The organism is Cupriavidus necator A5-1 (genome assembly GCF_000744095.1).
Lineage (GTDB): Bacteria > Pseudomonadota > Gammaproteobacteria > Burkholderiales > Burkholderiaceae > Cupriavidus > Cupriavidus necator_A.
Window position 1 is genome coordinate 1 of the sequence record NZ_JQLI01000002.1, and the last position, 11,807, is coordinate 11,807.

Here is an 11,807-nt window from a genome sequence, read left to right on the forward strand (position 1 = left end):
TGAAGGTGTGGTGATCGCCAAGCGTAACCGCGGCCTGAACTCGTCCTTTATCGTGCGCAAGATCTCGTCGGGAAGGCGTGGAACGTACGTTCCAGCTGTACTCGCCGTTGATCGCCGGCATCGAAGTGAAGCGTCGCGGCGACGTGCGTCGCGCGAAGCTGTACTACCTGCGCCAGCGTTCGGCAAGTCCGCACGTATCAAGGAAAAGCTGGTGTCGAAGGCTGCTGTCGCTGCCAAGGCTGCACAGTAAGCTGGACATGCCGGCCGGGGCAGCCCGGCCAGCGTTTCCTCAGGAAGGGCACCTTACGGTGCCCTTTTTGCATGGTGCCGTGGCAACGCGGCCACGAGCGCGGCGGATTTTGCTGCGGCGCCGAAACGCGCGCTTCTGTCATACTTGCGCTTGTTATGCGTCCCGCCTTCGATCCCGAATCCCTCCCCGTCATCGACACCGATCTGCGCAACGGCGCCCTGAGCGCGCCGCGGCTGCAGGTGGACTTTATCCGGCACCGCTTCGAGGTGCCCCCGGCCTGGGCGCCGGAGCTGACCGATGAATCGCGCGTCTACGACCGCAGCCGCGGGCTGCGCGACGCCTCCGTGCTGGTGCCGCTGGTGGAGCGGCGCGATGGCCTGACGGTGCTGCTGACGCAGCGCAATGCCAACCTGAGCGCGCATGCCGGGCAGATCAGCTTCCCGGGCGGACGCCAGGAGGAGTGGGATGCCAACCGCATCGACACGGCACTGCGCGAGACGGAAGAAGAGGTGGGACTGGCGCGCGACTACGTTGAAGTGCTCGGCGCGCTGCCGGACTACATCACCGGCACCGGCTTCCACGTAAGCCCGGTGGTGGGCCTGGTGCGCGACGGCTTTACGCTGCGCCCGGACGCATCGGAAGTGGCCGATGTCTTCGAAGTGCCGCTGGCCTTCCTGATGGACCCTTCGCACCATGAGCGGCGCCTGTTCCGCTGGGTCGACGGCGAACGGATCTTCTACGCCATGCCCTATCCGCGCGAGGACGGCGGCCGCCGCTTTATCTGGGGCGCGACCGCGGGCATGCTGCGCAATCTCTACCACCTGCTGGCGGCCTGAGCCGTCAGGCGAATCCCAAGCCGCCGCCAGGCGAGTCTTAAGCCGCCGCCTTGTCCTTGCTGCCGACGCAGTGCGGGCAGCTCTCGCCGATCACGTAGTGCGGGCTTTGCTGCTCCTCTGGCGTGACCACCGCGCGGCAGGCAAAGCACTGCTTGGGGCCGGCCGGCTCCAGGTTCGGGTTCAGGGCGGTGCGATAGTCGAAGACAAAGCAGTCGCCGCGATAGTGGCTGCCGCCTACTTCCTCGAAATACTTCAGGATGCCGCCCTCGAGCTGGTACACGCGCTCGACGCCGACTTCCTGCATATGGATCGCCGCCTTCTCGCAGCGGATGCCGCCGGTGCAGAACGACACCACGGTCTTGCCCTCCAGCTCCGACTTGTGCGCGGCAACGGCCTCGGGAAATTCGCTGAACTTGGCGATGTCGTACTCGACCGCCGACTCAAAGGTGCCGACCGCGACCTCGAAGTCATTGCGCGTATCGAGCATCACCACCGGACGGCCTTCGTCGTCGTGCCCCTGGTCGAGCCAGCGCTTCAGATCGACCGGCCGCACCGAAGGTGCGCGGCCCGCCTCGGGGCGGATCAGCGGCATCTTCATGGTAATGATTTCCTTCTTGGCGCGCACCAGCATGCGCTTGAAGGGCTGGTTCTCCGACAGGCTTTCCTTGGGTGCGATATCGGCAAAGCGCGTATCGGCGTGCAGCCAGGTCATGAAAACGTCGATGGCTTCGCGCGGGCCGGCCAGGAACATGTTGATGCCCTCGGGCGCGAGCAGGATCGTGCCTTTCAGGCCTGCCGCTTCGCAGCGCTCGCGCATGGCCGGGCGCAGGGTCTCGATGTCGTCCAGCGAGACGAATTTGTAAGCGGAAATGTTGACGATCTGCATGAGAGACTGCGCGCGCACGGCCGCGTCCGGGAGGGCGCCGACGGCTTGCGATAACTGCCTGATTGGAAAGGCGAAATTATAACGCGCCCGGGCGCTCCTGCCGCGCATTCCCAAGCACCCCGATCAGCTTTGCGATGCGGCCTCCACGCGCGGCCTGCACGCAATATTGGAGGCCGGCAAGCGGGCCGAGCCGGTACAATGTCGCCCATGTCTGCACCCCGCTTCGTACACCTCCGCCTGCATTCCGAATACTCCATCGTGGACGGCATCGTCCGCCTGGAAGACGCCGTCAAGGCCGCCGCCGCCGATGGCATGGGCGCGCTCGCCCTGACGGACCTCGCCAACGCCTTCGGGCTGATCCGTTACTACAAGGAGGCGCGCGGCAAGGGCGTGAAGCCGGTGGTCGGTGCCGACGTCTGGCTCACCAACGCCGAGGACCGCGACAAGCCGTCGCGCCTGCTGCTGCTGGTGCAGGACCGCCGCGGCTACCTGAACCTGTGCATGCTGCTGTCGCGCGCGTGGTTGGGCAACCAGCACCGCGGCCGCGCCGAGATCGACCCGGCCTGGTTCCTCGAGCCCGGCGAGGACGACCTGCCGCTGGCAACCGGCCTGATCGCGCTGTCGGGCGCGATGGGCGGCGATATCGGCATGGCGCTCGCCAACGGCAATGCCGACGCCGCACGCCGCGCCGCGCAGCACTGGGCGAGCGTGTTCCCGCAGCGCTTCTACATCGAACTGCAGCGCGCCGGCCATGCCGGCACCGATGCCTACGTGCAGCACGCCGTGCAACTGGCGGCCGAGCTGCAGCTGCCGGTGGTCGCCACGCATCCGGTGCAGTTCATGACGCCGGACGACTACACCGCGCACGAGGCGCGCGTGTGCATCGCCGAAGGCGAGCTGCTGGCCAACCCGCGCCGCACCCGGCGCTTTACCACCGACCAGTACTTCAAGACCCAGGACGAGATGTGCGCGCTGTTCGCGGACATCCCCTCGGCACTGGAGAACGCGGTCGAGATCGCGCGCCGCTGCAACCTGACGCTGGAACTGGGCAAGCCGCGCCTGCCGCTTTTCCCCACGCCCGACGGCATGTCGCTGGACGACTACCTGGTCTTCATGGCCAAGGAAGGGCTGGAGAAGCGCCTGGCGGTGCTGTTCCCCGACGAGGCGGTACGCGAATCGAAGCGCCCGGAATACTACGCACGGCTGGAATTCGAGACCGGCACCATCATCAAGATGGGCTTCCCCGGCTACTTCCTGATCGTGGCGGACTTTATCAACTGGGCCAAGAACAACGGCGTGCCGGTGGGGCCGGGCCGCGGTTCGGGCGCCGGTTCGCTGGTGGCGTATGCGCTCGGCATTACCGATCTTGATCCGCTCAAGTATGCCCTGCTGTTCGAGCGTTTCCTGAACCCGGAACGGGTCTCGATGCCCGACTTCGACATCGACTTCTGCCAGCACGGCCGCGATCGCGTGATCACGTACGTGAAGGAAAAGTACGGCAAGGACGCGGTATCGCAGATCGCCACCTTCGGCACCATGGCGGCCAAGGCCGCGGTGCGCGACGTGGGTCGCGTGCTCGACCTCGGCTATGGCTTTGTCGATGGCATCGCCAAGCTGATCCCGTTCAAGCCGGGCAAGCTGGTCACCATCGAGGAGGCCAAGAAGGAAGAGCCGCTGCTGACCGAGCGCGAGAACAACGAGGAAGAAGTACGCCAGCTGCTGGAGCTGGCACAGCGCGTCGAAGGCATGACCCGCAACGTCGGCATGCACGCCGGCGGCGTGCTGATCGCGCCCGGAAGGCTGACCGACTTCTGCCCGCTGTACACGCAGGGCGCGCAGAACGACGGCATGAGCGGCGTGGTCAGCCAGTACGACAAGGACGACGTCGAGGCCGCCGGCCTGGTCAAGTTCGACTTCTTGGGCCTGACCACGCTGACCATCCTGGACTGGGCCGAGCGCTATATCCGCCGCCTCGATCCGAGCAAGGCCGACTGGAACTGCAGCCATATCCCGCTCGACGACGGCCCCGCCTTCGACATCCTCAAGACGGCCAACACGGTCGCCGTGTTCCAGCTGGAAAGCCGCGGCATGCAGGGCATGCTCAAGGACGCCAAGCCTGACCGCTTCGAGACATCATCGCGCTGGTGGCACTGTACCGACCGGGCCCGATGGACCTGATCCCCAGCTTCTGCGCGCGCAAGCACGGCCGCGAGAAGTGGAATATCCCGATCCGCGCGTCGAGCCCGTCCTGAAAGAGACCTACGGCATCATGGTCTACCAGGAACAGGTGATGCAGATGGCGCAGATCATCGGCGGCTACTCGCTCGGTGGCGCCGACCTGCTGCGTCGCGCCATGGGCAAGAAGAAGCCCGAGGAGATGGCGCAGCATCGCGTGATGTTCCGCGAGGGCGCCGACAAGAACGGCCTCTCCGCGCAGCAGGCCGACGACATCTTCGACCTGATGGAGAAGTTCGCGGGCTACGGCTTCAACAAGTCGCACGCGGCCGCGTATGCGCTGCTGGCGTACTACACGGCCTGGCTCAAGGCCCATCATCCGGCCGAATTCATGGCAGCCAACATGTCGCTGGCCATGGACGACACCGACAAGGTCAAGATCCTCTACGAGGATTGCAAGCTCAACAAGATCGCGGTGCTGCCGCCCGACGTCAACGCCAGCGAATACCGCTTCGCGCCGACCGATCGCAAGACCATCCGCTACGGGCTGGGCGGCATCAAGGGCAGCGGCCAGGGCGCGATCGAAGACATCCTGCGCGCGCGCGAGGAGCGGCCCTTCACGGATCTCTTCGATTTCTGCGAACGCGTCGACCGCCGTCAGGTCAACCGCCGCACCATCGAGGCGCTGATCCGCGCCGGCGCCTTCGACAGCCTGAACGACAACCGCGCCCAGCTGCTGGCCTCGGTGCCGATCGCGATGGAGGCCGCCGACCAGAAGGCCGAGTCGGCCAACCAGGTGTCGCTGTTCGACCTGATGGGCGATGGCGGCGACGCGCACCGCCCCGAACTGCTCGACGAGCCGCGCTGGAGCCCCAAGCGCACGCTGCAGGAAGAAAAGCAGGCGCTCGGCTACTACTTCTCAGGCCACCTGTTCGACGCCTACCGTGACGAGGTGCGCCGCTTCAACAAGGGCACGCTGGCCGCGCTGGAAAAGGAAGTGCAGGGCAACGGCGGCGGCTTCGGCCGCGACGTGCGCGGCAAGACCATTGCCGGCGTGATCAGTGGCATCCGCACGCAGATGACCCAGCGCGGCAAGATGCTGATCGTGACGCTGGACGACGCACCGGGCTGGTCGAGATGACGGTGTTCAACGAGCTGTTCGACGCCAACCGGAATATGTTCCGCGAGGACGAGCTGCTGATCGCCACGGGGAATGCGCGGCACGATACGTTTACCGGCGGGGTGCGGTTTACGGCGGAGTCGGTGATGGACCTGGTGGCCGCTCGCACCCGGTTTGCCAGCGCCGTGCGGCTGGCGATGAACGGCAATTCGTCGACCGGGATGCTGCGCGAACTGCTGACGCCGCACCTGGCCCGCGCCAGCGGCGTGCAGGGTTTGCCGGTGCGCATCCACTACCAGGCCGCGGCAGCTTCGTGCGAGGCCATGCTCGGTCCGGACTGGAAGGTGGTGCCGTCCGACGAGGCGCTGACCGCGCTGCGGCTGGCGCTGTCGCCGGACAGCGTCAGCACCGTCTACGAATAAGCCGACGGCAGCGGTGGTGTCAGGCCGCCTGCCGGGCGGCGCGCGCGCTGGCCGCCAGCGCCAGCAGGGCGTCGACGTGGGCCTCGATGCCCGGATCGTAGTTGAGCATCGCCATCGGATCCGCCAGCCGACCCTGGCCGGTGCGTGCCGCGTCGACCGCGGCACGAATCGCGCGGTCAAGCGTATCGGCGCGATCGCGCGCGAACGCATGCACTGCCTGCGGCCGGATGACTTCCAGGCAGGCGATATTGTCGGCAAACACCAGCGGCGTGCCGCACAGCACCGATTCCACCCCGACCAGCCCGAAGGGTTCATAGCCCGAGGCCAGGATGGTGAAGTCCGCGGCGCGGTAGAGTGCGTCGATCCGGCTGCTGTAGCCTAGCTCCCGCACCCGCGGGATGCTGCGCCCGACCGGGCGGCCGGCCACGGCGAGCGTGATCGGCAGGTCCGATTTCGAGAAATAGTCGGCGAGAAGGTCGAAACCCTTGCGGGCATGGCCTGACGACGGGAACAGGAACACCACCTCGTCGTCGCCGAAACCGAACTCGTGGCGCAACGCGGCGCGCGCGTCGGCGTCGACCGGCGTGAAGCGCTGCGTGTCGACCGGCGGATAGATCAGTTCCACGCGGTCCGGCGGGATCCCGTACAGCTCGATCACCTCGCGGCGCATCAACGCCGAATGTGCCACCACGCGATGCGCACCGGCGTACTGCGCACTCTCGAGGTTGATCTGCCACTGGTCGGAGCGGCGCGGGGGCGTGCCGCGCGCGGTGAGGTATCCGCGGTGGGTGCCGCCGCAAATGGCGATGTCCGAACCGCGCACGCGGTTGCAGCCGATCAGCACTTCGTCGGCGGGCAGGCGCGCCTGCAGCCGCCATGAGAAATAGCGGTCGCGCAGCTTGCCGGGCAGCCACGAGACCACGATGCGATGGGGCGTGACACCGGCCGACTGCGCCACGCCCGCATCGAAGCGGCGCGCGTAGACCGACACCTCGGTACCGGCGCGGGCCGCCATCGCGCGGCTGATGTCGAGCGCATAGCGCTCCAGGCCGCCGCCGGCGCCGAAGCGATTGCAGGAGATGCCAACTTTCATCGATGGAGGGAGTGGAGGATGAGGGCGGCCGCGTCAGGGGGCGGGCTTGGCATCTGCGGCAGCGGCAGCGTGCAGCTGCGCCAGCTTGGCGTACTTGTAGTAGCTTGCCTGCGCATTCATCAGCGCCACGCCGAAGCCTGCACTGCCGTCCAGGAAGCCTCGCTTCAGGAAATAGGTACGGACAAAGGCCCACAGACCGTGGCCGGCGGCCGACGCGACCGAGCTGCGCTTGCCGCGGGCGTAGGCCTGCTGCGCACCGGCGCTGGAATAGGCGTCGATCTTGCGCAGCACGTCCGACAGCGAGCGGTAGCTGTAATGGACCAGCGGTTCTTTCAGATGGACGAGAGGGTCGTCGACCTTGAGATGCTCGTGCACCAGGTCATCGGTGAAGCGGCCGCGGCCCTTGCGGAAGACGCGGGTCACGTAGTCGGGATACCAGCCGGCGTGGCGCACGAAGGTGCCGCAAAACGCGGACAGGCGGGGCAGGGCGAGCGCCTGCGCGCCCGGCTGCTGCAGTTGCGCGAGGATTTCGTCGCGCAGGGCCGGCGTTACGCGTTCGTCCGCATCCAGGCTCAGGATCCAGTCGCCGCTGGCGGCCTCGACCGCGCGGTTCTTCTGCGGGCCGAAGCCCGGCCACGCCTCGGTCTGGATTACTGTGGCGCCGGCTGCACGCGCAATGGCCACAGTGTCATCCGTGCTAGTACCACTGCACAGAGGTTATGACGGTTTGTCAGAGGTCGGTACTGGGTAGGCTTTGGCCAATTTCTCCCGTGCCGTTTCGGTAGAGAACATCCAGTTGATGCGAGCGCCGCTGGCGTTTCGCAGTTGCTCCCAAGCCGCGACCTCGGTGATCAGCCGATCGCGGCAGTCGATGCGGCGATCCAGGCACTGGCTTCGCAGCACGCCGATTTCGATCTCGACCATGTTGAGCCAGCTGGCGTGCTTGGGGGTGTAGTGGAATTCGATCCGCTGCAGGATGCGGCGTGCCTCTGCTGGTGGCAGGGCTTGGTAGAGGGCAGCCGGCGTGTGGGTCGACAGATTGTCCAGCACGACCCGGATGCGCGGTGCCTGGGGGTAGTGGATATCGACCAGGTCGCGCATGCACTGGGCGAAGTCATCTGCCGTTCTCCGTTCGGTGACTTTCACCTTGCGCCAGCTACGGTGCGCATCGAGGAAGACGAACAGATTAGCGGTGCCGTTGCGCTTGTATTCGCAGTCGTAGCGCAAAGGCTTACCCGGCTCGGCCGGAATCGGTTGGCGTACCTCGCCGATGAGCTGGGTCGGGCTTTCATCGAAGCACACCACCGGGTGTTGCGGGTCCGGGGTTTCGGCATACAGGTCGAGCACGTCTTCCATGCGTGCAACGTACTCCGCGTCGATCTTGGGAATGCACCACATGTTCTTGCGCCAGGGCTTCAGATCGTTCTCGGCCAGGCGCCGGCGTACCGTCTCGCGCGATAGCTCTTCGTGCTCGGTCAGTTTGACGAGCGTGTCGGCGAGCAATTCCAGCGTCCAGCGCGCACGTCCCGGTGGCGGGTTGGTGCAGGCGGTGGCAATCAGCAGGGCCTCTTCCTTGCCGCTGAGCTTGCGCTGCGCCCCGGGTCGAGCCTGTTCGTTCAGCGCCGCTTCCAGACCCGTCTCCACGAAGCGGCGCTTGGTGCGGTACACCGTGGATTCGCCAACCGCCACGGTGGCTGCGATGCTCGCGTCATCCTGGCCAGCGTGCGCTGCAAGCAGGATTTGCGCTCGCTTGAGCTTGCGTGCCGCATGCTTGCCGCCGCTTAGCATGGCAGCGAGCGCCTCACGCTCGGATTGGTCGAGCTCGACTCGATAGCGTAGATTCATTCGGATGGCCTCCTTCTGGGGGGCCTCCTTCGACTGCGGGGGTTCCGAATGAATCAGAAATCGCTTCCATTGTCTGGCGAGCGCTCAGCCTGCCCGAGCTTCACCGACAAGCAAGGTCAGTATCTCGCCTTCATATGGGCCTACAGCTTGATAAACGGCCGCTCTCCGGCCGAGCGCGACATGCAGCGCTTCTTCGCCGTCACGGCTCCTTCCGTCCATCAGATGGTGCTCAACCTCGAACGCAATGGGTTGATCCGCCGCCAAGCAGGCATCGCTCGCACCATCGAACTGCTCGTTGACCACAACTGCTTGCCTGTCCTACAACCCAGCCAAACTGTCATAACCTCTGTGCAGCGGTACTAGCCCAATCCACTATAATCGCCTCTTCGCACCAGGACACGCTTTCGAGGCATGGCCCGATATTGTGAGCTTCATTCCTGGTGATGATGACGGCCGAGACTCTCATGGAACGTAAAGGCGGCGCACAGGTCGGACAAACCGACAGGCCGCCGGCGTTGCCCACGGCGCCAGGCGGTGGATGTTGACCGCGCATTCTACCGCACCGGCGCAGTGCCCCTGGAGACGCCTGGCAGGGTTCCTGCCAGCCTCCCGGGGCAGTTTTCTCAATCACGAATTTGATGATAAGAGCACATTTGTCCCGCTTTACAGGGATGGAAAAGGTTTTGTCCCTGGTGGCGTGTGCCGCATTGATCTCCTTTCCGCTCCTGCTGCTGACCTATCCCTCCGCAGCCAATACCGGTTTCACCCTGCTGCTGATGTGGTGCCTGATTGCCCTCGCGCTGCAGCGCCGGGCCGGCCTGGCCTCATGGGGTTCAATGCTGCGCGCCCACTGGCCCATGGCGGCCGCGATGGCGTCGCTGCCGGCCGCGCTGCTGCTGCGCCAGGTCCTCAGTGGCGAGCCGCCTGACGTGCCGTATCTCTATTTGCGCTTTGCCCTGTTCGTGCTGCTGGCATGGGGCCTGGCCCAGCTCGGCCGGCGCGTGCTGCAAGGCGTGCAGTGGGGGCTTGTGGCGGGCGCGATCGTGTCCGCGGTCTGGATCCACACGCTGGCGGAACACGGCCGGCCGATCCATGTCGGCGTCAGTAACGTGATTCCGTTTGCCAACCTGTCGCTGCTGATGGGCATGCTGGCCCTGGTCTCGATCGGCTGGGACCGCCGCCGCCACCACTTGGCCGTCGGCGCCAAGCTGCTGGCGGGGGCGGCCGGGCTGTACACCTCGTATATCAGCGCCACGCGCGGCGGCTGGCTTGCCATTCCCGTGCTGCTGCTGTTTGTGCTGATGGTCATGCGCGGCTGAACTGGCGCAGCCGCGCAGCACTGCTGGCCGTGCTGGTCGGTAGCATGGCGGTCGCCGGTTATTGCAGCAGCATCGTCAAGACGCGCGTGACCGAGGCATTCTCGAATATCGCGGCCTTCTCTTCGCAAACCGGCCTGGATACCTCGGAGGGCTGGCGGCTGCAACTGTGGAAGGCGTCACTCAATATGCTGCAATCGCACCCGCTGACCGGCGTGGGTCCGGAAGGCTTCTCGCCCGCCTGGATGCGCTGGCGGCCAGCGGCTTTATCACGCCGGCCACGACTCAGTTCGGGCACTCGCACAACGACATCCTGTATCTGGGCGCCACGATGGGGCTGCCCGGCATGCTGGCGGTACTCGCCGTCTACCTGGTGCCGGCCGTTTTCTTCCTGCGCCATGTGCGTAACCGCGATGCGGTGGTGCGCGTAGCTGCCACCATGGGCCTTGCCACCAGCGTCGGCTTCCTGCTGTTCGGCCTGACCGAAGCCATGTTCTTTATCGCGATGACCAACGCGTTCTACACGCTGATGATCTCCACCTGCTTTGCCATCGTGGTGGCCAGGGATCACCAGCCCGAGCCGCTGGCACGACCGGATGCGCAGGCGGTGGCGGCATGATCGGCGCCTACGTCATCAACCTGGCAAGCGCGCAGCCGCCGGCAGCGCATTTCGGGCAGCTGGAACGGCTCGGCGTTCCCTTCCAGGTGTTCCCGGCCGTCGACGGGCGCGCCCTGACCGAAGACGAGGTGGCGCAGCGCTATGATGCGGCCGCGGCGGCGTTCAGCTACGGCCCATGAGCCGCGGCGAGGTCGGGTGCGCGCTGAGCCATCTCGGCGTGTACCGGAAAATGCTGGAGGACGGTGCGGAGTTCGCGCTGGTGCTGGAGGACGATGCACTGCTGGGCGACGACTTGCCGGCGGTACTCGCCGACCTGCAGCAGCATCTCGATCCGGCCCGGCCCGACGCTGTGCTGCTGTCCCATATCGACAAATACACTCGCTGGGGCACGCGCCCGCTCGGCCGCGACCGCAAGCTGGTCAGGCGCTATGGCGAGTGGTGGCGCGCACATGGCTATGTGGTCACCCGCGCCGCGGCGCAGCGGCTGCTCGACGGCCTGCAGCCGCTGTGGTGCGCGGCCGACTACTGGTCCGCGTTCGAGAAGCGCGGCCTGGTCTCGGTCCGCGCCGTGGTGCCGTATTGCATCGGCCTGACCGAACTGGCGGACGAGTCGGCGCTGGAGGGCCATCGCCGATCTCGACGCGACCGACAAGGCCCGGCGCAGCATCGGCTATTATCTGCGCCGCTACGTTTATCAGCGCTTCCTGTTCCAGTTCCTCGTCAGGCCGTTCCTGCGGGTGGCCCGGCAGAAGCGTCCGGGCTAGCATGCGCGCCCGGGCCAACGCATCCACACAGAAGACACTTCAGTGACCACATCCAAACCGCCCATTTCGCCGGGTTCTACCGTGCCGTCCAGCATGTCGGCCCGGCTCTGGTCTTACCTGCGCCCGAGCTTCGCGTCTTTATCGGCGCCATCCTTGCCATGGCGGTGGTCGCGGCCAGTGAAGGGGTGATCCCCAAGGTCGTCAACGACCTGCTCGACAAAGGCTTCGGCGGCGAGTACGCCGGCACGCTGTGGCATGTGCCCGCGCTCCTGACCGGCGTGGCGCTGATCCGCGGCGTGGCGCAGTTTGCCTCGGGCTATCTGCTGAACCTGATCTCGAACCGTGTGCTGCTGAAGATGCGCATACAGATGTTCGAGCGCCTGCTGCACGCCCCGGCGGCGTTCTTCCACCGTAACACCGCGGCATCGCTGATCAATGCGGTGATCTTCGAGTCAACCAGGTGCTGCAGATCCTGACCAGC

Annotated in this window: 13 protein-coding genes and 4 pseudogenes; 13 read left to right on the forward strand and 4 right to left on the reverse strand. The window is 66.1% G+C overall.

The genetic code is table 11. The annotated features are described in order from the left end of the window. Window positions 1-7 precede the first annotated feature (7 nt). The 3 genes and pseudogenes from K307_RS49615 to K307_RS20910 form a co-directional block, all read left to right on the forward strand. Window positions 8-145, forward strand: a pseudogene (locus K307_RS49615) (50S ribosomal protein L19); the annotation flags it as partial. Then, window positions 78-551, forward strand: coding sequence for a 50S ribosomal protein L19 (locus tag K307_RS49620; RefSeq protein ID WP_329955918.1), 474 nt, complete (start codon window positions 78-80; stop codon window positions 549-551). The pseudogene K307_RS49615 and the gene K307_RS49620, both read left to right, overlap by 68 nt. Beyond that, on the forward strand, window positions 469-1,086 hold the full coding sequence (locus K307_RS20910) for a CoA pyrophosphatase (protein ID WP_230625977.1): 618 nt from the start codon (window positions 469-471) through the stop codon (window positions 1,084-1,086). Before K307_RS49620 ends, K307_RS20910 begins: the two co-directional genes overlap by 83 nt. A gap of 37 nt (window positions 1,087-1,123) precedes the next feature. On the opposite strand, the gene K307_RS20915 is transcribed toward K307_RS20910, so the two are convergent. After that, window positions 1,124-1,972, reverse strand: coding sequence for a sulfurtransferase (locus K307_RS20915; protein WP_042882491.1), 849 nt, complete (start codon window positions 1,970-1,972; stop codon window positions 1,124-1,126). Window positions 1,973-2,179: 207 nt separating this feature from the next. Between K307_RS20915 and dnaE the strand changes: the two are divergent. From dnaE to K307_RS49635, 3 genes and pseudogenes are all read left to right on the forward strand, one after another. Further along, window positions 2,180-4,337 (forward strand): annotated as a pseudogene (gene dnaE, locus K307_RS49625) (DNA polymerase III subunit alpha); the annotation flags it as partial. A gap of 225 nt (window positions 4,338-4,562) precedes the next feature. Next, complete coding sequence (locus tag K307_RS49630) at window positions 4,563-5,288, forward strand: hypothetical protein (RefSeq protein ID WP_230625979.1); 726 nt, start codon at window positions 4,563-4,565, stop codon at window positions 5,286-5,288. Beyond that, a complete protein-coding gene (locus K307_RS49635; RefSeq protein WP_230625969.1) occupies window positions 5,285-5,689 on the forward strand; it encodes a hypothetical protein in 405 nt (134 codons plus the stop codon). The genes K307_RS49630 and K307_RS49635 overlap by 4 nt, the downstream gene beginning before the upstream one ends. A gap of 19 nt (window positions 5,690-5,708) precedes the next feature. On the opposite strand, the gene K307_RS20925 is transcribed toward K307_RS49635, so the two are convergent. From K307_RS20925 to K307_RS20935, 3 genes are read right to left on the reverse strand one after another with little or no spacing between them, the layout of a single operon-like run. Next, on the reverse strand, window positions 5,709-6,782 hold the full coding sequence (locus K307_RS20925; protein ID WP_042882493.1) for a glycosyltransferase family 4 protein: 1,074 nt from the start codon (window positions 6,780-6,782) through the stop codon (window positions 5,709-5,711). Between the two features lie 33 nt (window positions 6,783-6,815). Further along, window positions 6,816-7,496: a glycosyltransferase family 2 protein gene (locus K307_RS20930; RefSeq protein WP_042882495.1), complete on the reverse strand. Its 681-nt coding sequence runs from the start codon at window positions 7,494-7,496 to the stop codon at window positions 6,816-6,818. A 3-nt stretch (window positions 7,497-7,499) separates the two neighbouring features. After that, window positions 7,500-8,627, reverse strand: a complete 1,128-nt coding sequence (locus K307_RS20935) for an IS630 family transposase (RefSeq protein ID WP_042882497.1) — start codon at window positions 8,625-8,627, stop codon at window positions 7,500-7,502. A gap of 48 nt (window positions 8,628-8,675) precedes the next feature. On the opposite strand from K307_RS20935, the gene K307_RS20940 reads away from it, so the two are divergent. The 7 genes and pseudogenes from K307_RS20940 to K307_RS20955 all read left to right on the forward strand — a co-directional run. Further along, a complete protein-coding gene (locus K307_RS20940; protein WP_022540044.1) occupies window positions 8,676-8,990 on the forward strand; it encodes a LexA family protein in 315 nt (104 codons plus the stop codon). A gap of 308 nt (window positions 8,991-9,298) precedes the next feature. Continuing rightward, on the forward strand, window positions 9,299-9,946 hold the full coding sequence (locus tag K307_RS49640; RefSeq protein WP_230625971.1) for a hypothetical protein: 648 nt from the start codon (window positions 9,299-9,301) through the stop codon (window positions 9,944-9,946). Window positions 9,947-9,990: 44 nt separating this feature from the next. After that, the gene (locus tag K307_RS49645) at window positions 9,991-10,374 is read left to right on the forward strand and encodes an O-antigen ligase family protein (RefSeq protein WP_230625973.1); all 384 of its coding nucleotides are present in this window, start codon (window positions 9,991-9,993) and stop codon (window positions 10,372-10,374) included. Between the two features lie 8 nt (window positions 10,375-10,382). Next, window positions 10,383-10,562 carry a hypothetical protein gene (locus K307_RS49650; RefSeq protein ID WP_230625975.1) on the forward strand — a complete coding sequence of 60 codons (180 nt, stop codon included), beginning with the start codon at window positions 10,383-10,385 and terminating at the stop codon, window positions 10,560-10,562. Continuing rightward, entirely contained in the window at window positions 10,559-10,741 is a 183-nt protein-coding gene (locus K307_RS49655; RefSeq protein WP_230625976.1) for a hypothetical protein, read from the forward strand. Before K307_RS49650 ends, K307_RS49655 begins: the two co-directional genes overlap by 4 nt. A gap of 50 nt (window positions 10,742-10,791) precedes the next feature. Next, window positions 10,792-11,025, forward strand: a pseudogene (locus tag K307_RS49660) (glycosyl transferase); the annotation flags it as partial. A gap of 394 nt (window positions 11,026-11,419) precedes the next feature. After that, window positions 11,420-11,807: pseudogene (locus tag K307_RS20955) on the forward strand (ABC transporter transmembrane domain-containing protein); the annotation flags it as partial.